Consider the following 24,476-nt stretch of genomic DNA (forward strand, 5'->3'; position numbering starts at 1 on the left):
CGCCAAGGGGGCTTTTCATTTTTCCGTTTTCATTGACGCCAAGCGTTAATGGTTTGCGTCCGATGATGCAGACCCAATCTGTTGCAAGCTGTAAGCCGTGAGAGGATCGATTTCTTTCACAATCTCTTCGACCTGTTTAATTGCTTCTACAGACGTGCTGGCTTTGCGATAGCTTAAGTAGATAGGTCGGTACCAATCTTCCACTCCAGACACCTTGTAGAGCTGCCCATTCGCAATAAACGGCTCTACGAGAGACACCGGCAGATACGCCGCGCCGCCTTTCTCTAAAATGAAGTCCAAAGCAATACGCGCAGTCGATGTACGCAGGTACGGAGCCGGAATTTTAGGGTGACGCTCAGAGTGCTCAGAAGCGAAGCGTGTTCCCCAATCCACATACACATATTTGTGCTCAAACACCGTATCTAATGAATCTTGCTCGGTAGAAACCAACACAAGGACAACATCCGCGACTTTTTTACAATTAAGCTCATCAGCTTTGATTTGGTCAAACGCAAATGCCATATCTAACGTGCGCTCTAATAAGCTACGGCTTAGCATTTCACGGCCCATCACCTCGGCCATAAAGCCGTAACCGCCGAAAGAATCCGTCACAATACTCAAACAGTTTTGCAAATACGCATCCCAAATGTTCGGCGTACCACCCATGGTGAGCTGTAATGCTTTTCCATCTTCAAGTGATAATTCCAGTTTTGCTTGCTGCAATGTGGTGACCATAACTTCGGCATAACTGATTAAGCGTTCCCCTGCTGAGGTCAGCTTTATGTTATTTCGATCACGAATAAACAATTGCGTATCGAAGTAACTTTCCAATTGTTTGATGCGGGCACTGACCGCTGCTTGCGTAATATACAGGTTCTCAGCTGCGCGTCCGAAGTGACGAACCTTTGCCAGCTCTAAAAATGTTCTAAAGACCTTAACATCCATAAACCAACTCCTGGTTAATATCAAACCAGATTAACAATTAATTAAAATCTTGACGACAAAAAAGTTTTGTTTTTCTTTTGTTAGCTTTGCGCCTAATTTTCGCCGTAGTTCACTACATTCATCAATAACGGTTACAGAGGCTGTTGACATGTCTGACACTGAATTCCGTCATGGCAAAAAACGTTTTTACGACAACGTAAAATTCCCACGCGGCTTTGCAAAGTCTGGCGATTTTACTCTTTCGGAAGAGGAAATCCTAACAATTTATGGGGATACTATGCTTGGCTTAGAGTCAGGCGAGTTAACACCTGAGAATAGCGAAGAGAAACACTTCGTCAAGGTGCTAGAAAACCCAGGCAAAGCGAAAACTAAAATCGAGCGCACTTGGTTAAAATACACCCAACTGGCTCGTGGTCGTAAGCGCTTCCATACGCTAAACGGTCGCAACAAACCAGATGCGGCTGACGACTATGCAGAAGAGAGTTTGGCTGAAGACGATTAATAAGAAATAACCAAACGTCAGATGTTCAACAAACGTTCATCATTCGGTGTGAGTGAACGCTTCTGACCCATTTCTTCTCCTAAAGCCCAAGGGCGCGTTCTCCCGAGGGCTTTTTTAATATCTGCGATTTTGGTGCATGGGAAATGTCGACCTATTTCGCCAGCATCGCAATCTTTTTCAAAAACGTTTCTTTTAAGTGCTCCTGCTCGTACTCTAGGTGATACGTGTTGTGGAAACCCACTTTCAGCTCCACGCCGTTGCCTCTTAAAAAGACGTTGTAACCATCGTAATCCGAGAACGCCTCCACACCTTCATAGATCTTACCGAACTCCGTTGGCGAGCCGTTGTTCATGACGTTTTCGTACGCTTGTAGCACTTTGCTTGGATCCAATTCGTTTTTCATAGTGATATCCCTACCTGTTCACACGCTGTAATTATGGTTAAGGAATGATTTACCTGCCATGTACGAGGTTGAGTGAGATCAAAATATTTGAATTTTTTCCGCCACTTACCATCCAATAAACCCAGAACATCGACGCTTGATGTTTACTTTATAACTTAATTCAAGCCATAAATTTTACGCATCTATCAATGAACTCAAGTGACCAAAAAACGCTCACAAGTTAACAATTTAGCGTAAAGCAAACGTAAAACTGGTTGCAAAAGGCAACATTGGTTAAAGAAAAAGCAAATTTTTGACCTAAAACAATAGCAGTTCGCCATTACTTATTTTATAATGCGAATTAATGTTTCAGTACATCTTAAATTCCAATAACTAGGGGCACAAAATGAGACTTATCCCGTTAACTCGAGCAGCACAAGTAGGTAAGTGGGCAGCTGCGCACATCGCTAAGCGTATCAACGATTTCAAACCTACTGCTGAGCGTCCATTCGTTCTGGGTCTACCAACTGGTGGCACTCCTCTAGCAACTTACAAAGCACTGATCGAGCTTTACCAAGCTGGTGAAGTAAGTTTCAAACACGTTGTCACTTTCAACATGGATGAATACATCGGTATCCCTGCGGATCACCCAGAGTCATACCGTTCATTCATGTACAACAACTTCTTCAACCACATTGATATTCAAGAAGAAAATATCAACCTGTTGAACGGCAACACTGACAACCACGAAGCAGAATGCAAACGCTACGAAGACAAAATCAAGTCTTACGGCAAAATCAACCTATTCATGGGCGGCGTAGGTAACGACGGTCACATCGCATTCAACGAGCCAGCGTCTTCTCTGTCTTCTCGCACTCGCATCAAGACACTAACTGAAGATACTCGTATCGCGAACTCTCGCTTCTTTGATGGTGACATCAACCAAGTTCCTAAATACGCACTGACTATCGGTGTAGGCACACTACTAGACGCAGAAGAAGTGATGATCCTAGTGACTGGTCACAACAAAGCACTTGCACTAGAAGCGGCTGTTGAAGGTTGTGTAAACCACCTATGGACAGTTTCTGCTCTTCAGCTGCACCCTAAAGCAGTGATCGTATGTGACGAGCCTTCACAACAAGAGCTTAAAGTGAAGACAGTTAAGTACTTCTCTGAGCTAGAAGCGGAAAACATCAAAGGTTTCTAATCATTCGGGCAATAAGCCAAGATAACCGCTAAAAACACAAAACCCGTGAATCATCACGGGTTTTTTCGTTTCTGGGCATGACAAATACCATCACATCGCAAGCATCTTCATTCATTTGAGAAGAACCTCAGTACGCTTGGATGCCAAATTGGCGCAGACGTTTTGGCAATACTTCATCCAGCTTGTCTAGTTCACTTGGCTCTACTTCGATCAAATTGAAGTTGTGTTGCTGATACACCGCACGAATGGCTTCTCGCTCTTTTTCTGGCGTCTCTCCGCTATCACTTCCCCAAAACTGAAGGTACAGCTTGCCAGCAGGAAGATAAAAATCGCTCATCACTTCTTGTTCTATCGGGACTTGTCGCTCGTAAGCATGGACAATTCCAGCCAAATACAACCAGTTATCAATTAGTAACTCCCCTTTTGAACGAACATAGTGCCCATCCAAAGTCCGGTGTTTGGCTTCGAATTTTTGACGAAAACTGGAGTAGGATTTGTCGGTGGAGTGCGACTCCGCATCTTGCCCCAAAAACTCCACTACAGATTGCTTCAAGCGCTTGTTGCGCAAAACGACATCGTGCCAAACCACAAAGGTGTTTTGTGATTCTTTGTCTGCACGCTGTTGACCACCTGCTCGAATGCCCGCTTCGGTGACTTGCCATCCGTCTTCCGATTTACTTATCCAGCCTAGCTCACTCAACAATTGGTTGATTCGCTTGGCATTAAGGCGAAGTTTATCGCCAAGTTGTGTGGCACTCAGTGTTTTCCCAGAGGTAGGATTCAGCTCAATATGCAAGTTCGTAGGCCAGACAATAAACTGCCCAAACTTGGGGTGGTCAACATATTCACCGCCGAACTTAGCGCCCTCTTCCGTCAGGATCCATTTTTCCCCTTGGCGAGTGATGTAACCGGCACGTTTGAGATCTGAAAACAGCAGCTTGGCGTCAATATTGCGCATTTTCGCTAATGCTGATGTCGATATTTTTTCTGACATGTGTGGAGCCTCCTGCTGCTGGGAAAATAACATCCTGTGAATGATATTAACGCATTGATTTCATTGCTTGAAGCAAGAATGAGAAAGATTCATACCAAGAAACAAAAAAGCCAGTCTTTTACGACTGGCTTTGGCTTTAAATGATTCTAAAATTGGCGTGGTTACGCCTTTCGCCGATTATTTGATAAAGGCGATGCAGCCTTGCAAAATCACTAAGTTAACGATGTCGATGAAGAATGCACCGACAATCGGCACTACCATAAACGCCTGTGGTGACGGGCCGAAACGGTTCACGATAGACCCCATGTTCATCACGGCTGTTGGGGTCGCCCCCAAACCAAAACCACAGTGTCCACTAGAAATTACCGCCGCGTCGTAGTTGCTGCCCATGACGCGGAATGTCACGTAGTAAGCGAACACCGCGAGAATTGCCGACTGCACGGCAAGGATGATCAAGAACGGAATGGCTAGGTCAAAAATGTTCCACAGTTTTAGGCTCATTAGCGCCATTGCTAGGAACAGCGACAATGAAACCGTACCGAGAATATCCACGGTTTCTAAGTCGACTTTGCGAACTTTCGTCACTTCCATGATGTTGGTGATCACCACACCAATAAACAACGCGTAAACAAAGTCTGGAATCATCAACCATTTGATGCCAAAGCTGCTCACCCAGTTTTCTAGATAACCCGCCCCTGTCACACACAACAAAATAATCGACAAGCTTTCGACCACTTTCTTTGCAGTAACTCGGTCTTCTTCGTGCTCGTTATAAGTCACGAGTTCAGGAAAACGTTGGTGACTTTGATTTGTACGGCCGTATTCCGACTCTAGGTTGTTTTTGTCTATCAAACGCTGTGCCACTGGACTGCCGATGATGCCGCCAATCACCAAGCCAAACGTCGCAGATGCCATCGCAACCTCAAGTACGTTATGTAGCCCGTACATATCTTGGAAAGTCTGCGACCAAGCTGCGCCTGTTCCGTGACCACCAGAAAGCGTAATGGAACCCGCAATTAAGCCCATTAGCGGATCTAAGCCCAATGCGGTCGCCAAAGACACACCAACGGCGTTTTGAATAAGAATGTACGCTGATGCCACCGCGAGAAAAATAAACACCTTCGCACCACCTTTGATCAGCTGGGTGTAGTTTGCCGCTAATCCAACGGTGGCAAAAAACATCAACATAAAGGTGTTTTGCAGTGGTAAATCGAAGGATAAATCAACGCCATTAAAGTGCATTGCGGTAATCACACAGGCGATGACTAACCCACCAACAATCGGTTCTGGGATATTAAATTTTTTTAAAATTGGAAGTTTGGTGTTGATAAATTGCCCTAGGAACAACACACAAATAGCGACGAGAAACGACTCCTGTGGGCCGATTGAAATAACATGATTCATAAAACCTCTTTTTTCCTTTTTCTCATCCGCTGAGTAATGCTTCAACGAGAGATAGGTAACGAATCCAATCAGGTTGCCTATTGAGTCCTTATTTTTCTAGGGTGAATTCCACTCTAATTCTCACTAAATAAGAATGTTTTAATTTTAATATTCAATAAATTCTCACTCAGTGATAAATGCGAATTTTGTCGTAAGTTTCTCACGCTCTGAAGTACCTCTAATTGCGGATTCTCAACTTATGAGAAGTGGTTGTTTTTATATCAATTTGAAATAGAAAAAACGCATCCGATTGCGTGCAAATATTCAGTGCAACGTGTCGAAAACGGACTCCATAAACACGCTGTTGTGTGATGGCAAAAAGATTAATTCTTTCTATTTCTCAAACCCAGTGTTATACATATATATAACACCAATTCAGCCATAGGATGTTTATCATGACGCATTGGCATGATCGCCAACCGATTTTTCGCCAGTTGGCTGATCAGATCACCCAACAAATATTGCAGGGCGTCTGGAAAGAAGGCGAGGCTTTACCCTCTGTCCGCAGCATCTCTGCCGATATGAAAATTAACCACCTTACCGTCATGAAAGGCTATCAGTTACTTGTTGATGAAGGACTGGTGGAGAAAAAACGTGGCCAAGGCATGTTTGTCGCACAAGGGGCAATTCAACAATTGCGCTCTGCGGAAAAGGCTCGCTTTCTTGAACAGCAAATTCCTCAAATAGCCGATACATTACAACGTCTGGACATGTCAGTTGATGAACTTGTCCAGCAACTCAACCCCCATATGAAAGGTGACCAATGAGCGCATTAGTCAGTGTAAAAAACGTCTCCAAGCAGTACCGCCAACAAGGAGAGGCGCTTCATGATGTGAGTTTTGACTTACATGCTGGTCAAGTGCTTGGTTTACTCGGCCACAATGGCGCGGGTAAGTCGACGCTTATTAACGCCCTACTCGGCGCCCACGACTACGAAGGGACTATTCGTATCAATGGCTTCGAGCCCATGATGCAGCGTGACAAGATCATGCAGAATTTGTCGTACATCTCGGATGTGAATGTTTTGCCAGATTGGATGACGGTCTCTCAGCTTCTGAGTTATACCGAAGGGGTTCACCCGGGTTTCAATCGCAGCAAAGCGGATGCGCTGCTTCGTCAAACCGACATCAAACCACGTGCGAAAATCAGAGCCCTTTCGAAAGGGATGAAAGTGCAATTGCACCTTGCCATTGTTATCGCAACCAATACACAAATCCTGATTTTGGATGAACCAACTCTTGGTTTGGATTTGGTTTACCGCGACACCTTCTACCGTCATTTACTGGAATGGTTTCACGATGGTGAACGCGTTCTTATCATCACCAGCCATGAAGTTTCCGAGATCGAGCATCTGTTAACCGATGTGTTGATTCTTAAACACGGTCGCCCGGTGCTGCAAACCTCAATGGACAGCATCAGTGAAGACTACTTTATTCTCGATGCCAATGACGAACACCGTGCGCAAATTGAAGCGATGCACCCACTCTCTTCTCAAAAAGGATTGGGCACAACGAAATGGCTATTGTCTTCACAATACGCTGATCAAGCGGCAGGGCTTGGCGATGTGCATGGTGTAAAACTGGCGGATCTGTTTTTAGCGTTACAAAAGGAGGCAGCATAATGCGCTCTGTCGTCGCAATGTTGCGTAAAGAGTGGTTAGAAAACCCACTAGTATTGCGCTTACCTTTGTTTATGTTGGCGTGTGGAGCGTTGCTTTTTATTAGTTTGATGAGTAACACCACGTTGCAACACAATATGTTTTTCGAAATGAGCCTCGGTGGCGATGTGAGTGATATTCACAAAGAACTTGGGGATGACGTCAACATGCTGATCACAGGTGGCGCTGGTTTGCTGTCTATGTTGCTTGCCATTCAGTACTTCCCTAGAACGCTGCGTAAAGAGCGTGCCGAAGGCAGCATTATGTTTTGGCGCAGTATGCCAGTTAGCGATCTAAAAACGCACCTCGTGAAACTGACGTTTGGTTTGTTGGTGATCCCGCTGGTGTGTTCTGGCCTCGTTTTGGCGGCTGATTTTATGCTGTGGTTACTCAATATTTCGACCGACCAACAACTGGCTTTGCTCTATCGTCAAACTTCGCTTGGTTACGTGCTGCTGCACTGGGTGGAGTTCTTAGCAAGAATGGCGCTCGCAGGCGTGTTGATGCTGCCACTAGCACTTTGCGCAATGGCAATTTCGCAGAAGGTAAACTCGCCGTTGGTGATTCTCTTCATCGCGATTTATGCGCTACGTTGGATGCCAATTGCGATGTTTGGTTACTACGGGTTGGATCAGTTCTTCTCAGCCGTGCTCTATTTGCCTCTGCATGCGATCATCGCCTCTAACCCATTCAGTGCGATTCCTGAAGCGGGTTGGGCCAACGTCGGCATCTACGCCTTTATTGGGATACTGGCGTGGACGGCAAGTTTGAAGTTCAGCCGAACCATTCAATAAACAACGGCTCGAACAAAAATCGAGACATAAAAAAAACGGTCACAACCTGCGTTGTGACCGTTTTTATTTTTTACCCTTAGGGGCTCATCTATCCAATCGTCTAGCCAAGGAAAGAAATGTAACCTTGCAAGATGATTAAGTTGACGATGTCGATAAAGAATGCGCCAACAATTGGTACCACCATAAATGCCTGAGGTGAAGGACCAAAACGGTTAACGATAGAACCCATGTTCATCACCGCTGTTGGCGTCGCACCCAAACCAAAACCACAGTGACCACCCGAGATAACCGCCGCATCGTAGTTGCTGCCCATTACCTTAAAGGTCACGTAATAGGTGAAGATGGCCAAAATCACCGACTGAATCGCCAGAATCACTAAGAATGGGATCGCCAAATCAAAGATGTTCCACAGCTTCAAGCTCATGAGAGCCATTGCCAAGAACAGAGACAGCGACACCGTACCGAGCATATCGACGGTTTCAGCGTCCAGCTTACGAATCTTAGTCACCTCTAAGAAGTTCGTAATAATCACACCAATGAAGAGTGCATAAACGAAATCAGGAATCATCAACCAAGAAATTTCGTAGGTACTCACCCACTGTTCAACGTACTTCGCACCCGTCACACAAATCAGTAAGAAGAAGAGTTTTTCCACGACCTTTTTCGCCGTTACTTTGTCTTCTTCGTACTCGTTGTACGTCACCAGCTCTGGGAACTTCTCGTGGGTTTTGGCATCTCTACCACCACGACCGTACTCAGATTCGATACCATGTTTTTCCACTAGGCGTTGAGCCACTGGGCTACCAATGATACCGCCGATGATCAAACCAAAAGTGGCCGATGCCATCGCGATTTCCAGAACGTTATTTAATCCGTACACGTCTTGGAAAGTTTGTGACCACGCCGCCCCCGTGCCGTGACCACCAGACAGAGTAATCGAACCCGCGATTAACCCCATTAATGGGTCTAAACCCAATGCCGCCGCAAGTGACACGCCGACACCGTTTTGAATGATGATATAGAAAGACGCGACCGCTAAGAAGATAAAAACCTTCGCGCCTCCTTTCATCAACTGAGTGTAGTTTGCCGCTAAACCAACCGTGGCAAAGAACATCAGCATAAAGGTGTTTTGTAACGGTAGATCAAACTCTAAGTCGACACCGTTAAAATGAAGAGCAGTAATGATGCAGGCTACGATAAGGCCACCTACAATCGGCTCAGGTATATTGAACTTCTTTAAAATCGGTAACTTAGCATTAATAAAATGCCCCAAGAAAAGCACACTGATCGCAACCAAGAAGGATTCCAGTGCACCTACAGATATTAAATGATTCATATCGCCTCTTATTATTGTTCTCTTCATCCTCCGTAATGATTGAGTGTTAGTTTAACCTTCATTCAATAGCAAATTTTCTCGCTTTATTTCCGAAAATACTCATTAGATGGTGTCATGCGCCTTAGGCTAGTTTAAGGGCGCTTGTTAAGCATTGTGCCAATGGTTTGCTGTTTGCCGCCCTTAAATGTGAAAGGAGCCTTTACAGCTCCTTCAAATGCCCTTTGCCTCAACCAAAAACGCGTGGTCAATGCGCCGGGTATAATGTTGTGAGTAAGTTCTAGTGACACTTTCTGAACCGCGCAATGGGCTCCCTTACTTAAACAGAATGCGTCGATTACTATCGAACAAAGTTCCTTCCCGCTGTAACCGTCAAAACGCCGAGATCGCGTTCAAACAATTGAGTTTGCTTGTTCCTATCGTAGTTTTTCAACTCTGACTCATGGTGATTTAAACGAATCGATGCCAAGGAAACGCACAAGCTGCAACAATAGTTTTCGTCACAACGGAGCGAGATTATAACATATCGCTGATAATTTTCCTCATTTCAGTGACATTCGCCATCTTTATAGTTACTTTCCGCAATGATTAACTGCTCAATATCATTTCCACAGATAAAAGAGCGAAGCGCGTTAAACTTAGCCTCATCCCAAGAATACATCTTAAGAGCCAATAACTTATCTATCGTCTCTGAGTCAAAACGAGTTTTGATCGGCTTAGCAGGAGCGCCCGCTACCACGGTGTACGGCGGCACGTTTTTCGTCACGACACTGTTTGCGGCAATCACCGCGCCCTCTCCAATCGTAACACCTGGCATGATCATCGCGCGCATTCCAATCCAAACAGCATCTCCGATAATCGTGTCGCCCCGGCTTTGATAGGAACGTTCGACATCATCAAGAAACGGATACAAGCAGAACCAATCGGTTCGATGATTGTGGTTGCCACCCATTAAAATCACCGCTTCTGCGGCGATACAAACATAATCACCAATATAGAGTTGGTCGACTTCCCAACGGGGTTGCCACTGCTTGCTGATTTCATCCCCCAGCAGATAACGAACGACGGATTGCTCAAAACCATTATCCCAGCAATCGCTGTAATAACTGTGAGTACCTTTAATATGGATGTTGGCGTTTTGCACCACTTGGTGCAGATACTGAACTTTAGACCAATGTTTAGTCATGGCATTTGCCTCTTCAATAGAGAGTAAAATTTTGCCACGGAACGATTTCTCGTGGCGTTGTTGCTGCGTTCTCAGTCAACAACGCCTATTGGATTCGGGGTTGTAACAACAGTGGATTAGGCATAGTGATCTCCTTTAGGCGAACTATAAAACGAATTGGCGCAGAGTGACAAACGCCAATCCCGATTATTCATTCGCCAAAAACATGTATAATTTTTATGCAAGCCATTCAAATAACAAGAGCTCAACATGAAAATTCTATCGCTTCTCCCTGCGCTATTACTCTGTGCCGCTTCTGCCAACGCGGCGAACAATATTCGTATCGAGTACATGCCCGCAGAAACAACCCATGACAAACTTGCCGAGCAATCCATTCAAAGCAGCGATGTGAACCCGATTTTTGTTCGACTTTCTCAAGCCTACTTCCCTTTTCGTAAACCGCTCACTCTGATTTATGGCGGCGAAGATGGCCCTATGTACGATCCCGACACGCACACCATCCATATTCCTTATACGTTTTACTTGGAGTCGCTCAATTACTTCTCCAACAACCAATATGAAGATCGCTACGGAAAATCGCCAAAGACTGGTGCATTAGATACCTTATTACACACTTTGCTGCATGAAGCTGGGCATGCGTACATCGAGGATCAAAGCATCCCTGTGTTGGGGAAAGAAGAAGATGCCGTTGACAATTTCGCCACTATTTTACTGATCGACTATTTAGACGATGGCGCCGATATGGCCATCAGTGCCGCCGACATGTTTGCGTTTGAGTCCGATGACAGACCCGACTATTACGATTTCGGCGAGTACATTGACGAACACAGTTTTGACCTACAGCGTTACTTCTCCACTTTGTGCTTGGTGTATGGCAGCGATCCTGAACAGTACAAATCGTTACTCGACGAAGTAGAAAAAGACTACCTTCGAGATCGCAAAGACTTCTGCCAATACAATTACGAAAACATTCGCACTAACTGGCAGCACTACCTGCAGCACAATGAACCCAAAGAAGCATCGCCACGTAAAAACAGCGAGAAACCATCAAGCAGCCCCAATGCAATGACGAATTGATATGACTAAACTGACTATTTTCTACGACGGCACTTGCCCACTGTGCGCCAAAGAGATGAAGGCATTACGCCAACACGATCATAAGCAAGAGATAAACACCGTTGATATTTACAGCGACGCTTTTTCGGCCTACCCGCAAATCGACCCTGATCGTGCCAACACCATTCTGCATGCCTTGGACAACCACGGGAATTTACTCCTCGGGCTGGATGTGACCTACAGAGCTTGGCAGCTTGTTGGACGAGGTTGGTTGTATGCACCACTGCGCTGGCCACTCATTAGACCTGTTGCGGACTGGCTTTATCTGCGCTTCGCCCAAAATAGGTATCGCATCTCATATTGGTTAACGGGCACTTCTCGTTGTAATTCTGGCCGCTGCTCTCGGTAATTGTGATCACGCTTGAAAATGTTAATACGCTCGCGATAAATCGTGCATTTCCAGTACTTCTCTCCTACTAAGTCGGTTAATCTGCAATCACTACAAAAATAAATAGCCATATATTTATCCGGCAAATCGATTGAATTTTGCCTTTTCGTAACGCTGCGCCGAGAAGTAAGGAAGTCTCTATGAATCTAACCATAAGAAAGCGACTGTATATTCTTTCCATCATTCCAGTACTCACCATTGCACTAGGTATGATGTGGTTCACCTACCTGCAAACTAACGCTTATAACCAACAGCAAATTGATCAGACCCACACCACCATGATGGCGATGAAAAAAGCCGAGCTGAAAAACTATGTTCAGATGGCTCGCTCGGCGATTGAACCGCTACTCAAGAAAAATGCGACATTAGAAGAAGCTCTTCCCGTTTTACGAGAGCTGGAATTTGGTGAAACGGGCTACATCTTCGGTTACAACTCCAAAGGCGTCCGTGTTGTGGTCGGCAAGAACGACAAAGGCATCGGTGAAAACTTCTATAACCTGCAAGACAAGAAAGGTAATTACCTGATTCAAGACTTGCTGAAAAACGCCAAAACGGGTGAATTCACTACCTATTACTTCCCGAAACTAGGACAAACAGAGGCGCTACCGAAATTGAGCTACTCAATGTTCATTCCTGAGTGGGATTTAATGATCGGTACCGGCTTCTACACTGATGACATTGATGCCGTCATTGCAGAAATGGAAGCCTCAGCCCATGACGCGCTCAACACGACTCTAGTGGCCATCGCGCTGTTCTGCGTTTCTATCGCTGCCGTAGTTGCTATCTTCGCCGTGTTTGTGAATCGTAGCATCATGCGACCAATCGAACAGTTTGATGCCTCGATCCAATCCTTCGCGCAAGGCGATGCCGACCTTACGGCGCGCATGCACGAATCCAACGTACCTGAGTTCAAACAGTTAGCGCACAACTTCAATATCTTTGTTGAAAGCCTACAGGGCATCATCAAGAGCGTGACTCAAGTTGGTGAAGAAGTCGTCGCAGAAACCAACAACATGTCGCAACGCGCCTCTCAAGTCGACGAACTCGCTGGCGGTCAACGTGAAGAAACCGAGCAAGTTGCCGCAGCGATGACGGAAATGACAGCCACCGCGCATGAGATTTCGAACAACGCTAACCAAGCAGCAGAATCAGCGCGACACGCCGATGAAAACGCTCAACAAGCGAAACACATCGTCGATTCCGCTGCGAATTCTGTCGAAGAGCTGGCAAGCGAAGTTTCAGAGGCGAGCACTGTGATTGCCCGTTTAGAAAGCGACGTTCAAAACATCTCATCGTCTTTAGAAGTGATTCAAGATATTGCCGAGCAAACTAATTTGCTTGCGCTAAACGCCGCGATTGAAGCTGCGCGAGCTGGCGAACAAGGGCGTGGATTCGCGGTAGTAGCAGATGAAGTCCGCAAGCTTGCAAGCCGCACTCAAGACAGTACGGGCGATATCCATAAAATGATTGAGCAACTAAAATCTGGCTCAGATGCCGCTGTACGTGCGATGGAATCAAGCCAAGCGCGCGGTGAAGCAACGGTAGAAGAGGCGCGCGCCGCCTCGGTTGCGTTGCAAGACATTCAAGCAGCGATTGCCAACATTATGGACATGAACACGCTGATCGCCACTGCAACCGAAGAACAGAGCCAAGTGGGACAAGAAATCTCTCAACGTGTTGAGGTCATTTCGCAGCAAAGTAGTCAATCGGCAAGCCTTGCCAACCAAAACCGCTCGGGAAGCCAAAACCTCAATCACAAAGCCAACGAGCTCTACGACTTGGTTGGTCGTTTCACGGTTTAATCCAACAGGCTAACCGACAAATAAAAACAGCGACGCCATGACGTCGCTGTTTTTGTTACGGCCTAGAAACGACTTCGCTATAATGCCGCCAACTTAGCACCCACAAGGGCAAATCGACATGATTATTATGACCACCAATTTCGGTGACATCGAAATTGAACTGAACTTGGAACGAGCGCCAGTAAGCTCAAAAAACTTCAAAAAATACTGTGAAGAGGGCTTCTACAACGGCACGATTTTCCACCGCGTTATCGACGGTTTTATGATTCAAGGTGGCGGTCACACTGAGGACATGACAGAAAAACCAACCCGCGCACCAATCGCAAACGAAGCGAACCGTGGCCTAAAAAACACCGTCGGCACAATTGCGATGGCACGTACCGACGCGCCGCACTCAGCAACTGCGCAGTTCTTCATTAACTTGGAAGACAATGATTTCTTAGATCACACCGCCACCACCAACTTGGGTTGGGGCTACGCGGTATTTGGAAAAGTGACAGCAGGCATGGATGTGGTTAATCGCATCGCGAAAGTGAAAACGACATCAAAGCAGGGTCACGATGATGTGCCATGCGAACCTATCATTATTGAAAAAGTGACGATCAGCGAATAGTCGCCTCTATCCGCTCCAAGATAAGAAAAAGCGCCTAATCTCTTCTGACTTAGGCGCTTTTTTTGTGTTGATGATTAGTAGGAATTCTTGGATTAGATAGAATTATTGATAGAAAATCTCGGCTTTGGCACCGACCAAATCGAGTTCAGAACCATGAAAATTAGCTAGGTATTCCGCGACTAGGTTATACCCCACCCAATACCCCATGTACTTCGGCCAGCGGCTTTCATCGCTTCCCAAAAAGTAAGCATCAAAGTTGTAATCCAAGCTCGTTAACTTATCTTTCATCTCTGTGTAAAACGGCCGCCAGTCGCGGTCTTTTATCAACTCAAACAAACTCGGAATGATGCCGCCGTTGACCTGACGTTCAAAATGGCAAGCCAAGCCTTCCATGATCAACACCTCTCCCAGAGTGAGCCCATTTTCTCCCGCTCGCATCCGAAACAGATGATGCAATTCATGCGCGAGCACTGCAGCCAGTTCGTTTTCAATGACGGTTTTTATATCCGTGCGCTGAGTGTCTAGCAAAACTTCAACTCGATAGGGGCTCAAGCAGTAACCACCAATGCCACTTTGCGGCGCATCACCGTGACCAAATGGACTGATGGTGACATCAATATTGGTCAGTTCAAAATGATCGGCGAGTTGCAGACTCAGGCTATTCAGCTGTTCATACAAATAGTCAGCAACAGGAGACAACGCTCCCGTCGCATTTAATAAAGTCACACGATAACTCATTTATCTTCCTTGATAATTTAGATGATGTGGGGCGAGTTTACAGTGTAAAGAGTGAGCAGCAACGGATTAGGGAAAAGTTACATGCCTTTAAACAAACTTTGAGAAGCGCGGCTCACTGGCAGCTTATTTTCACCAACATAAACAAACATTCTTCCTGCAAAGTCTTTGTTTACTTTACTGATTTTAGACACTTGCACCACGCTTGAGCGATGCACTTGCCAAAACTGCTCTGGGTTTAGCTGCCCAATCAACTCTTTGAGCGATGTGCGGATCAAATATTCTTGCACTTCCCCCTTCCCTTGCTGTGCATACACCGAAACGTATTTTTCTTCCGCTTTGAAATACAGCACATCAGACGTCGCGATGAGATGAATATCGTCACCTTGCGTGGCTTTTATCCACTGTAAGTATTGCGGTGTTTGAGGCGCAGACAACTGTTGCAGTTGTTCCAACAAACTATTCATCTGAACATGGCTGTTGTGGCTTCCTCGTTGGCTGAGTCGAGCTTTGACTCGTTCACAGGTCGTCTGCAAACGAGCGTCGGAAATGGGTTTGAGCAGGTAATCTGCCGCATTTTGCTCAAACGCTTTAATGGCATAGTCATCATAAGCAGTAACAAACACGATCAAAGGCGGGTTGGCCAAACGATTGAGTTTTTGCGCCAAACTCATGCCATCTAACACGGGCATACGAATATCGAGAAAGGCAATATCAGGTTGGCTTTGCTCAATGGCTAGCAAGGCTTGTTCGCCATCAGCTACCTTGGCAACGATGTCCAACTCCGGCCACACTTCCGCGAGGCTTTTGTCGAGATGATGCCGCAATAACGGCTCATCATCGGCGATAATGGCAGTAAACCCTGTATTCATTTCACTGTTCCTTACTTATCATTGGCCAACTCAAACGCACACTCACACCGCCTTCGGAAGATTCACTGATCGACACCTGACCTTTGCCAGCAAATAAGGCATCCACACGCTGTTTAAGGTTACTCAATCCAATCCCCGAACCAGAGTGATTGCTGACGTGACTCAACCCCACGCCAGTATCTTTCACTTCAATTTGCAACAGCTGTTTCTCTTGCTTTATCAGCAACTGGACTTCGCCACCTTCACGTTTTGGCTCGATGCCGTGAATAATGGCGTTCTCTACCAAAGGTTGCAGCATCATCGGAGGCAACTCTGTATTTCCTAACCCTTCTTGCACCTCGATTGTGTAGCTTAATCGCTCGCCTAAACGAATTTTTTGAATACCCAGATAAGCGTCAATCAAAGCGATTTCATTCTCAACCGTGGTGTGCTCTTCACGCGAGCTTTTTAGCGTTGCACGCAATAACGCCGTGAGTTGATCCAACATTTGTTTGGCTTTATCGACGTCTTGCGACATCAACGCGCTGATATTGGCAAGCGTATTAAACAGAAAATGCGGCTCAATTTGGCTTTGCATCTGCTTGAGCTGGCTGAGTAAAAGGGCTCGTTCTTGTTCGGCATTTTCACGTTTGATGCTCTCTAGCTCACGCTGTGCAATGGCTTCTTTTTCGCGTGAATGAAAATAAAAATAACACATACCGCTAAACAGCAGGCCCATCAGTAAGACAGGCAACATGCCCGAAATACCGAAGTATTCACCGAGCCAAAACTGCGCATTAATTACACCAAACAACAAACACGCGGTCAGTGATAGCGCAATTTCTAGCATGCGTGGGATGGTCGGAAACAACTTGTCGATCAACCACGAGAAGAACAGTGCAGAGTAGCCAAAACCAAAGCTCACCAGCACATGCACGTAGTACGGACCACCCCAAACTGAGAGCGTCATTCCCGAGATAAACAAACAAAACAACGTGGTGACAACCACACTGCGCTGCCATCCACTTGCTACCATTGACTTAGCTGAACACATTTAAAATTTCCCTTTGATGTTAAATACAATCATATGCTTATCGTTGATTTGTGCGTAAGCAGAATGGTCGTCTCCGGTTAAAAAGCGTGCGGCAACTTCCACTTCTACACTTTGATCGCCAGTGTCAATCCATTGGTAATTCAGCCATTGCGTCACAATCACACCGCCATCTTGCGGCGAGTACATGACGTCCAATGTTGGAGTGACATTGCTAAGCCACTCCAAATCCGCTCTTGCGCGCCACGCAGTCCACGCTTCAAGATCCCAGCGCCAATGCAACATGAGATTGTGCTGAACAATATTGGCGTGTTGAAACCCTTGGGCGTAGCTAGTAGCAAGTAGAGTCGTATCCGACGATTGGGAGAGCCATTCTCCACGTGCGATTGCTTGCTCCCATTGGCTTTTCGACCATGCTCGGCTGTCATACCAATATTCGGCGATCACATTGTGTCCGGCTTGGTTCGCCCAATTTAATCCCACCAACGCTTGGAAAGCGCTGCCTTGTTCTTCCACCGTCACGGGTTGATAACGATCGCTCGGCTGCCCTTCATTTTTAAACTGATAGCCAACGCTCTGCTTTTGCCACAACAACGAGCTGTGCATGGCTATAGATTCATCCAACACGGCAATGGCACTCGCACCCAACAAACCCCGACGCACATCATCGTAATAGCCTATGAGTTGGTACTCCGTATCGCCCACCAGCGCATAACGGCGAATCCCAAACCCACGCTGCTCCGCGGCTTGATCAAGCGCGCTTTGCTCCTGTTGCCCCCAACTCGAGTCCGTTGCAATCGCCGTCCATACACCTGACATGTCGTAATACGAAAGTGAAAATACACCCGCTCCCTCCTCTGCCACCAAGCCGACCGGATTTTGTCGATATGGTTTGAACAGATCTAAGGGTCGATAGCCATAACCTACGCCCCAATCAACGCGCAACTTGCCCGCGCTAACATCCAAAGTGGTATCACCAACTTGCCATTCGCCCTGCCACGCCAGTTCTCGGATAAGAAGTTGATTATCCGCCTCGCCCCACCATTCATGCTCACCTTGCTGATTGAGATACAAACCTTGGCTGTACAAGGTGAATAAGCCACTGATGTTTTGATAATTCACTTGCACATCAAGTAAAGCGTTGAGCGAGTCACGCGCGCTTCCTTGCGCCTCCATAAACGCGCTATCTCGCTGCTTGGCGGTTTCGTAACTTACCGCCCAATCCCATTCAAAACTCAGCTCATCATTGGCCGCAACAGGTGCAACCATCCATAATGAAGCGGCAATGAAGCTAATCGCAGCGCTGTTTACATTGATGATGGCGTTAAAGAATCGCACTTTCATAAAACATCCTTGATGGCGTTAATAACCTTAAATTACAGCTCCGATGTATTGGCTTTCGGCAAATAACTCGGGTTGTAGAATTTATTATCCAACTGCCACGGGACGATTTCTTGATACTCAATCACCGTCTTTTTGCTCGGTTGAATGCTGTCGAGCAGGATCATCTCACTGACGTAATCTTCGCCGCGGTTGGTCGCTCGTCCGTATTGCGCTTGCTTGGCAAGCTTGCCCGAACGCAAATAAAGATCCGCTTTGATCGGGAACGCATCTTGCTCAGACAACCACAAATCGATCTTCTGATAACTCGCCCCCTTGGTTTTGGCCGTTAGGGCAAGGCGATAAGCCGCGATGCTCTGTCCATTTATCGTGAGGGTTTCCGTCGCTTTCCACTCGCCTTGGTAATCCTGGCTCCACGTCAACGTTGAAATATCACCAATTGAGGCTTCACCAAGCAGCTTTTGCATTGGCGTAATACGAATTGGGCGGCGGCTCTTTGGCATTTGCAGCCAGTAGTTATCGCCCATCATCAGCATCTTCTGCCCCGCTTCGACCGCCGATTTGAACACCACCAGCGATTCACGGTTTGGCCGCGTGTACACATGGTAGAGACGCGTTTTGTCCAACTCTTGGTCTTGATACAAACGCACCAGCGACACCACTTTGGAGGAATCATCTTGCAAGCGGTAGCTGTCGGCTTTCTCAATCAACTGCGCGACTTGTTGTGCATCCAGTACTTGTTCACTAGCACTCGCAACGCTGCTGACAGCCAATAGTGTGATGGTTAGTAATGGTTTGAAATTAAACATAGATCAGTGCCTCCGTAATTGGCTTGTTCACGCCTTTACGCGCCGAGAAAAACGCCGCGACCAAACAAATCAGCAATACTGATAACCCTGCAGCAGCCACCAGCTCCCAAGAAAAGTAAATCGTCAATGGGTAGCCTTCTGTGCGTCCTGGCGGTGGCGGCATTTGTACGTCCACCATCATCAAAAAAATGGTCACCAGCGCGGTAAACAAGGCGCCGATTAAACTGCCAATCACCGCGAGTAAACCCGCTTCGCGTAAAAATCCGGCGATGATTTCTCGGGGATAGCTGCCCAATGCGGACAAGGTGCCGATTTCACGTGTACGCTCGGTCACAGACATAGTCATGGTGTTGAACAACGCGACAAACACGACCAGAGCCATCACGGCGCCCATAATGCCGAAAATACGGTCGTACAAATCTTTCACTTTTAGATAGAAGAACGCACGCTCTTGCCAAGGCGTGATTTCAACCTCTTGATCGCCAAAGCTCGGTTGTTGTTTGTTTAGAATCGTCGCGACTTGCTGTTCAACCTTGTTGGTTAAGCTGGTGTCGAACAGAAATACTGACAGCGCACTGACTTTGTCCGACCCCAGCAGAGACTGAGCACTGTTGATGTGTACGTAAAGTTGGCGTTTATCCAGCTCAGGAACGCCAGTTGAGTAGATACCGCGAACTTTAAAGTCGTAAGCGTTCAAAGCGCCATCTGTCGTAGTAGCAAGTAAGGTAATCCAATCACCCACGTTGACGCTCAGATTATTGGCGAGATCCACCCCAAGCATCACTTCTGGCTCAGAAGCGTCGTAGCGAGAGGCATGAATGTTGGAAAGCGTCTGCCCATCACGCACGTCCAAAAACGGCCCTTTCATATCGAACTCGCGTTCGTTAACGCCGATACCAATAAAAATCGAGGACTTGCTGCCGTTAGAGATCAAACCGCTGAATTCCACTCGAGGCTGTACGCCTCGCACCTCACTCAAACCAATCAACTGTTTGGTGAGCTCATCGGCATGGCTCAAACCATTGCTCAATGGCATCTCTTCTTCTTTAGCGAAATAACCCGGCGTGGTTAATGTCAGATGCCCCGTGTCTCGCGCTGTGGATTCTTTCAAGCTGTCGTAGGTATAAAGGCCGAAACCACCTGCGCTGGTCAGCGCAAAAACTGCAATGGCGATGATCAGCATCGACAACAAACTGCGTCGGCGATTACGTTGTAGGTTCAGCCAAGCAAGGCGAACCGAAACGGGAATTAGCTTGCCCATGAGACCTCCTCCACACTGGCGTGCGTTTGGATGATTTTGCCGTCCACCAGCTCGATGGTGCGATCGCAGCGTGATGCCATACGAGGGTCGTGAGTGGCGACAATGAAGGTGGTACCAAACTCGTGCCCGAGCCCTTTCATAATATCGATGACTTTGTTTGCGGTTTGGCTATCGAGGCTTGCTGTTGGCTCGTCGGCAATCACTAATGCAGGTTTGTGAACCAAAGCGCGAGCAATCGCTACCCGTTGCTGCTGACCACCAGACAAGTTATCGGGCATGTGATGGATAAATTCGCCCAGCCCCACATGTTCCAACATTTGTGTGGCAAGTTCGGTTTGTTCAGTTTTTGAAAAACCGTTGAGATGCAACGGATAAGCGACGTTCTCCAAAGCCGTCATCACTGGCACCAAATTGAATTTTTGAAATATAAAACCCAGCTTTTCACGGCGCATTTTCGCAGCCTGCATTTGTCCACTCGGGTAAGGTTGACCAGCAAACGTTACCTGACCTTGATATTGAGAATCCAACATGCCAAGCACATTGAGTAAGGTACTTTTTCCTGAGCCGGAAGGCCCACACAGCGCCACCATTTCACCGGCAAACACCTCACCAGAGACTTCTTGCAACGCGCGTACGGTCTGGCTGCCAAGGGTGTAATCGCGACTAAGTTGACTGAAAACGATCATGACGCCTCCTTAATGTTTAGCCAGTAACGCTTTGGCTGTTTGCGTTTCTAAGTGAGTGCTATCGAAACTTTCCATTTTCGCCAACCATTTCTGCGCTTGCTCCATGTCCTCTGCACGCAGCGCTGCTTCAATGGCGTAAAGGTAAACCCAAGCCGTTGCCGCGAACGGTTGTTGATTGAAGCTCGGTTCATCAAGCAGGGTCAGGTACAGCTCGTACCCACGCTCAAAGTGATTAAACATATCCGGAAGCGAAGTGTAAGTAGTGGCCGCCATCGCAGTAGCCAATTGATATTCTGGTAGCCCTTGTAAACGCTGCTGCTCTTGAATCGGCATAGGTTGGTTTGCCATTAAATCCAAACCTTTCTGAATGGTGGCAAGCCCGCGTTCAGTGAACTTCATCTTGTTCCATGGCATAAACGCATCGCGCCCTTGCAAGGTTTCACTGCTGCCAAGGTAAACCAATGTCACAGGCGTAGCGCCTTGCTTTTGAACTAATTGTGAAAGCTCGTCATGTACAGTATCCACCAAACCCGTGTCGCCCTGTGCGGCTTGGTTAAAACGGGTTAGTAACTGCTCAGTAGGGTTTGCCAACGCCAAGCTGCTACTCAAGGTAAACGCAGCCAATGCCGCGCCGAGCAAGGTTGTGGCTCTGGATAAATGAAGATTGAAAACCATCATGGTGACTGTCCTTAGTTGAACGTGATTTGATGGTTTCAGATTACGCCATCGCTTCATAGTCAGCTGTAGGATGCGACCAATGGTATTTTTAGGGAGTAAATGGGCGTGAGCGGCGATAAATGGTTTTGAGTGAAAACACAATAACATCCGAGCGAGTTATCAATTATTGCTGGATTCAACACTAAGTACGATAAAAAGAGTGGCGAAAATATCAAGGCTGGTGTATTTATCCTCTTCACAACATTCCCAGTCGACGTACCACAACAGATGATGCTGCACCTCCTTTCTCGCACTCCTTTGCGCCGCATCTGTGAACAGGCCTGTTGTGCTTTCACTTTCAACAAATCTAAGAAAGCCAACATACCCGACCTATTGGATTCTTAGCATCGGAATAGTTTGAACTCTCTTGAGTTCTGGTTGTTTTCGCTCTTTTGAGAGCGTTTTTAGGTTGTAGTAAATGAACAAGCGTTTCTTTCCAAGAATCGATTTGCCACTTTTGATGGCGATAATTCCGATCATGTTATTGAGTTCGCTGACGCTATGGAGCGCCAGTGGCTTCGATGAATCCATGCTCTTTAAACACTTAGCCCGCTGCGCACTGACACTGGTGTGTATTCTGGTGATGTCATCCATTCCAGCAGCCAGTTATCAACGCTCGGCACCGTACTTGTATTTTGTCGCCGTGTCGTTACTGCTGGCCGTCGCGCTGTTTGGTGACAGCACTAACGGTTCACAACGATGGCTAGATATCGGCTTTTTTCGTTTTCAACCTTCGGAATTAATTAAGCTTTCGATTCCGATCATGATCGCTTGGATGCTGCATCTGGAAGGCGGCAGACCTGACTTTCGTAAAATCGCGCTTTGTTTGATGATTACCTTGGTTCCCGCAGGGTTGATCGCTCTGCAACCCGATCTGGATGGTGCGATCTTTACCGTGATCTACGCACTATTCGTGTTATTTTTCGCGGGTATGAGCTGGAAAATCATTGGCGGATTTGTGGTGAGCGTTCTAACGCTCGCCCCGATTCTGTGGTTTTTCGTGATGGAAGCCTACCAAAAAAGCCGTGTGACTCAGTTCTTACACCCAGAATCTGACCCACTTGGCTCTGGTTACCAAATCATTCAGTCGCTGATTGCGATCGGTTCGGGCGGTATGAAAGGCAAAGGTTGGATGAATGCCACACAAGGAACACTGGGCTTTATTCCAGAAAGTCATACCGACTTTATCTTTTCAACCTATGCGGAGGAATGGGGGTTCATTGGCTGTGTGGTATTGCTGACGCTATACCTATTTATTACAGCACGGGTGATGTTGCTAGCATGCCAATCTGAGCACTTTTTTAGTCGCTTAGTCAGTGGCACCTTGGCGATGAGCTTCTTCCTCTACGCCTTTATTAATACTGGAATGGTGAGTGGATTGTTGCCAGTAATGGGAAGCCCGCTTCCATTCTTTAGTTACGGCGGAACAGCCATGCTGACACAGGGTATCTGCTTTGGCGTAATCATGTCTCTGTGTTACTCCAAATACCGTAATACTTAGCGCTACTCGCAATATTTAGCACGATCAAAAAAGGCTTCCCTCGGGAAGCCTTTTTTACAACAACGAAAGCTAAAAATTATAGCTCAGCGTTGTGGTATACCTGCTGAACGTCGTCACAGTCATCTAGAAGGTCTAGGAACTTCTGGAATTTCTCTGCGTCTTCACCCGCTACTGGCGTTTGAGTTTGAGGAACGAAAGTGATTTCTTCCACATCAATTGTCAGATCAGGGAATGCTGCGTTTAGCGCTGTTTTCGTTTTGAAGAACTCAGTGTGAGGAGCAAATACTGTGATCACACCATCTTCTAGTTCAACGTCAGTTACGTCTACGTCTTCCATCATTAGCGTTTCAAGAATCACTTCATCGTCTTCGCCTTTGAATTGGAATACCGCTTGGTGATCGAACATGTGAGACACAGAACCTTCCACACCAATCTTCGCGCCAACTTTTACAAAGCATTGGCGAACATCTTGGAAAGTACGGTTGCCGTTGTCTGTTAGACAGTCGACGATCACGCTTGTGCCACCAGGACCAAAGCCTTCGTAACGTGCAGGTACGTAGTCTTCACCACCGCCGCCGTTTGCTTTGTCTAGTGCTTTTTCGATAACGTGCGCAGGAACCTGGTCTTTTTTCGCTTTTGCGATTAGGTGTTTCAGAGACAAGTTCATGTCTGGGTCACTACCACCGTTTTTCGCACACATGTAAATTTCTTTACCGTATTTGGAATAAACTTTAATTTTTGCGCCTGCAGTTTTCGCCATAGAGGCTTTGCGCACTTCAAAACTTCTTCCCATCGGGATGTCTCTCTAAGTTCAAATTTAATGCGAAGGATTTTAGCAAAGAGTGAAACATTGTCCATTTCACTCTGCAAAGGAATGGGGAGGAAACCTCATTCGCCGCTACGGTTTACACCGAGCCACGGTTCGCATCATGCGACACCCATTACTCGTTTGTACTTTTCGACTGCCTGTTGAAAAAAGACTTTTTCATCAGCATCGTTAATCTTAGACAGCTGTTCTTCTATTGCTTCAGGGCCAGATTTGGCCTCTCTGAGTTTCCAAACCAAAAACGACGCTTGTTTATCCAGTTCGATCTTGTTTTTTTCATCAGGCGGCAACAGGGATAGATTAAACGACATTCACAGCCTCAAGGTACTTTAAATA

26 protein-coding genes are annotated in these 24,476 nt (G+C 46.7%); 10 read left to right on the top strand and 16 right to left on the bottom strand.

Features of this window, described 5'->3' with window-relative positions:
- Positions 1–45: 45 nt before the first annotated feature.
- Complete coding sequence (locus tag BIW15_RS02355; RefSeq protein ID WP_005464903.1) at positions 46–945, bottom strand: LysR family transcriptional regulator; 900 nt, start codon at positions 943–945, stop codon at positions 46–48.
- Between the two features lie 148 nt (positions 946–1,093).
- Here BIW15_RS02355 and BIW15_RS02360 point away from each other — a divergent pair, with 148 nt between their 5' ends.
- Positions 1,094–1,447 (top strand): DUF413 domain-containing protein, encoded by a 354-nt coding sequence (locus tag BIW15_RS02360; protein WP_005464927.1) that lies wholly within the window; start codon positions 1,094–1,096, stop codon positions 1,445–1,447.
- A gap of 151 nt (positions 1,448–1,598) precedes the next feature.
- Here the strand turns inward: BIW15_RS02360 and BIW15_RS02365 are convergent, their stop codons facing one another.
- Entirely contained in the window at positions 1,599–1,850 is a 252-nt protein-coding gene (locus tag BIW15_RS02365; protein ID WP_005464900.1) for a DUF3081 domain-containing protein, read from the bottom strand.
- A 385-nt stretch (positions 1,851–2,235) separates the two neighbouring features.
- Here BIW15_RS02365 and nagB point away from each other — a divergent pair, with 385 nt between their 5' ends.
- The gene (gene nagB / locus BIW15_RS02370; RefSeq protein WP_005464933.1) at positions 2,236–3,036 is read left to right on the top strand and encodes a glucosamine-6-phosphate deaminase; all 801 of its coding nucleotides are present in this window, start codon (positions 2,236–2,238) and stop codon (positions 3,034–3,036) included.
- Between the two features lie 127 nt (positions 3,037–3,163).
- On the opposite strand, the gene BIW15_RS02380 is transcribed toward nagB, so the two are convergent.
- Together BIW15_RS02380 and gltS (BIW15_RS02385) are read right to left on the bottom strand one after the other, a co-directional pair.
- Positions 3,164–4,030, bottom strand: coding sequence for a hypothetical protein (locus BIW15_RS02380; RefSeq protein WP_025501016.1), 867 nt, complete (start codon positions 4,028–4,030; stop codon positions 3,164–3,166).
- A gap of 177 nt (positions 4,031–4,207) precedes the next feature.
- Complete coding sequence (gltS, locus tag BIW15_RS02385; protein WP_005497660.1) at positions 4,208–5,434, bottom strand: sodium/glutamate symporter; 1,227 nt, start codon at positions 5,432–5,434, stop codon at positions 4,208–4,210.
- Between the two features lie 434 nt (positions 5,435–5,868).
- On the opposite strand from gltS (BIW15_RS02385), the gene BIW15_RS02390 reads away from it, so the two are divergent.
- The 3 genes from BIW15_RS02390 to BIW15_RS02400 are packed head-to-tail and all read left to right on the top strand — an operon-like array spanning position 5,869 to position 7,924.
- A complete protein-coding gene (locus BIW15_RS02390) occupies positions 5,869–6,240 on the top strand; it encodes a GntR family transcriptional regulator (protein WP_005464887.1) in 372 nt (123 codons plus the stop codon).
- Entirely contained in the window at positions 6,237–7,094 is an 858-nt protein-coding gene (locus BIW15_RS02395) for an ABC transporter ATP-binding protein (protein ID WP_005497657.1), read from the top strand. The genes BIW15_RS02390 and BIW15_RS02395 overlap by 4 nt, the downstream gene beginning before the upstream one ends.
- Positions 7,094–7,924, top strand: coding sequence for a hypothetical protein (locus tag BIW15_RS02400; protein ID WP_005497655.1), 831 nt, complete (start codon positions 7,094–7,096; stop codon positions 7,922–7,924). Before BIW15_RS02395 ends, BIW15_RS02400 begins: the two co-directional genes overlap by 1 nt.
- Positions 7,925–8,024: 100 nt before the next feature.
- On the opposite strand, the gene gltS (BIW15_RS02405) is transcribed toward BIW15_RS02400, so the two are convergent.
- Both gltS (BIW15_RS02405) and BIW15_RS02415 read right to left on the bottom strand, forming a co-directional pair.
- Positions 8,025–9,260: a sodium/glutamate symporter gene (gene gltS / locus BIW15_RS02405; protein ID WP_005464899.1), complete on the bottom strand. Its 1,236-nt coding sequence runs from the start codon at positions 9,258–9,260 to the stop codon at positions 8,025–8,027.
- Positions 9,261–9,804: 544 nt separating this feature from the next.
- A complete protein-coding gene (locus BIW15_RS02415; RefSeq protein WP_021450405.1) occupies positions 9,805–10,443 on the bottom strand; it encodes a CatB-related O-acetyltransferase in 639 nt (212 codons plus the stop codon).
- A gap of 249 nt (positions 10,444–10,692) precedes the next feature.
- Between BIW15_RS02415 and BIW15_RS02420 the strand changes: the two genes are divergently transcribed.
- The 4 genes from BIW15_RS02420 to BIW15_RS02435 all read left to right on the top strand — a co-directional run bounded on the left by BIW15_RS02420 (position 10,693) and on the right by BIW15_RS02435 (position 14,362).
- On the top strand, positions 10,693–11,520 hold the full coding sequence (locus tag BIW15_RS02420) for a DUF4344 domain-containing metallopeptidase (protein ID WP_077280495.1): 828 nt from the start codon (positions 10,693–10,695) through the stop codon (positions 11,518–11,520).
- A gap of 1 nt (position 11,521) precedes the next feature.
- Entirely contained in the window at positions 11,522–11,908 is a 387-nt protein-coding gene (locus BIW15_RS02425; RefSeq protein ID WP_015312742.1) for a thiol-disulfide oxidoreductase DCC family protein, read from the top strand.
- Positions 11,909–12,087: 179 nt separating this feature from the next.
- Positions 12,088–13,749: a methyl-accepting chemotaxis protein gene (locus tag BIW15_RS02430; protein ID WP_077280496.1), complete on the top strand. Its 1,662-nt coding sequence runs from the start codon at positions 12,088–12,090 to the stop codon at positions 13,747–13,749.
- Positions 13,750–13,867: 118 nt separating this feature from the next.
- A complete protein-coding gene (locus BIW15_RS02435; RefSeq protein WP_005481711.1) occupies positions 13,868–14,362 on the top strand; it encodes a peptidylprolyl isomerase in 495 nt (164 codons plus the stop codon).
- Positions 14,363–14,464: 102 nt separating this feature from the next.
- Here the strand turns inward: BIW15_RS02435 and BIW15_RS02440 are convergent, their stop codons facing one another.
- The 8 genes from BIW15_RS02440 to BIW15_RS02475 form a co-directional block, all read right to left on the bottom strand.
- Entirely contained in the window at positions 14,465–15,100 is a 636-nt protein-coding gene (locus BIW15_RS02440; protein ID WP_021484444.1) for a DUF2268 domain-containing protein, read from the bottom strand.
- A 77-nt stretch (positions 15,101–15,177) separates the two neighbouring features.
- On the bottom strand, positions 15,178–15,969 hold the full coding sequence (locus BIW15_RS02445; RefSeq protein WP_077280497.1) for a LytTR family DNA-binding domain-containing protein: 792 nt from the start codon (positions 15,967–15,969) through the stop codon (positions 15,178–15,180).
- 1 nt (position 15,970) lies between these two features.
- A complete protein-coding gene (locus BIW15_RS02450; protein ID WP_025442401.1) occupies positions 15,971–17,002 on the bottom strand; it encodes a sensor histidine kinase in 1,032 nt (343 codons plus the stop codon).
- On the bottom strand, positions 17,003–18,343 hold the full coding sequence (locus BIW15_RS02455) for a hypothetical protein (RefSeq protein WP_077280498.1): 1,341 nt from the start codon (positions 18,341–18,343) through the stop codon (positions 17,003–17,005).
- A gap of 32 nt (positions 18,344–18,375) precedes the next feature.
- Positions 18,376–19,149 carry an outer membrane lipoprotein-sorting protein gene (locus BIW15_RS02460; protein WP_077280499.1) on the bottom strand — a complete coding sequence of 258 codons (774 nt, stop codon included), beginning with the start codon at positions 19,147–19,149 and terminating at the stop codon, positions 18,376–18,378.
- Positions 19,142–20,410, bottom strand: a complete 1,269-nt coding sequence (locus BIW15_RS02465) for an ABC transporter permease (protein WP_077280500.1) — start codon at positions 20,408–20,410, stop codon at positions 19,142–19,144. The genes BIW15_RS02460 and BIW15_RS02465 overlap by 8 nt, the downstream gene beginning before the upstream one ends.
- Positions 20,398–21,096 (bottom strand): ABC transporter ATP-binding protein, encoded by a 699-nt coding sequence (locus BIW15_RS02470; RefSeq protein WP_025533555.1) that lies wholly within the window; start codon positions 21,094–21,096, stop codon positions 20,398–20,400. The genes BIW15_RS02465 and BIW15_RS02470 overlap by 13 nt, the downstream gene beginning before the upstream one ends.
- 9 nt (positions 21,097–21,105) lie before the next feature.
- A complete protein-coding gene (locus tag BIW15_RS02475; RefSeq protein ID WP_005481717.1) occupies positions 21,106–21,774 on the bottom strand; it encodes a hypothetical protein in 669 nt (222 codons plus the stop codon).
- A 457-nt stretch (positions 21,775–22,231) separates the two neighbouring features.
- Here BIW15_RS02475 and rodA point away from each other — a divergent pair, with 457 nt between their 5' ends.
- Positions 22,232–23,314 (top strand): rod shape-determining protein RodA, encoded by a 1,083-nt coding sequence (gene rodA / locus BIW15_RS02485; protein WP_005464909.1) that lies wholly within the window; start codon positions 22,232–22,234, stop codon positions 23,312–23,314.
- Positions 23,315–23,390: 76 nt separating this feature from the next.
- Here the strand turns inward: rodA and BIW15_RS02490 are convergent, their stop codons facing one another.
- Positions 23,391–24,107, bottom strand: a complete 717-nt coding sequence (locus BIW15_RS02490; RefSeq protein WP_005464874.1) for a YebC/PmpR family DNA-binding transcriptional regulator — start codon at positions 24,105–24,107, stop codon at positions 23,391–23,393.
- Positions 24,108–24,241: 134 nt separating this feature from the next.
- Complete coding sequence (locus BIW15_RS02495) at positions 24,242–24,451, bottom strand: DUF3283 family protein (RefSeq protein WP_005464888.1); 210 nt, start codon at positions 24,449–24,451, stop codon at positions 24,242–24,244.
- Between the last annotated feature and the right edge of the window lie 25 nt (positions 24,452–24,476).

Origin of the sequence: Vibrio sp. SALL6 (assembly GCF_002002385.1) — a bacterium.
Classification (GTDB): Bacteria; Pseudomonadota; Gammaproteobacteria; order Enterobacterales; family Vibrionaceae; genus Vibrio; species Vibrio parahaemolyticus.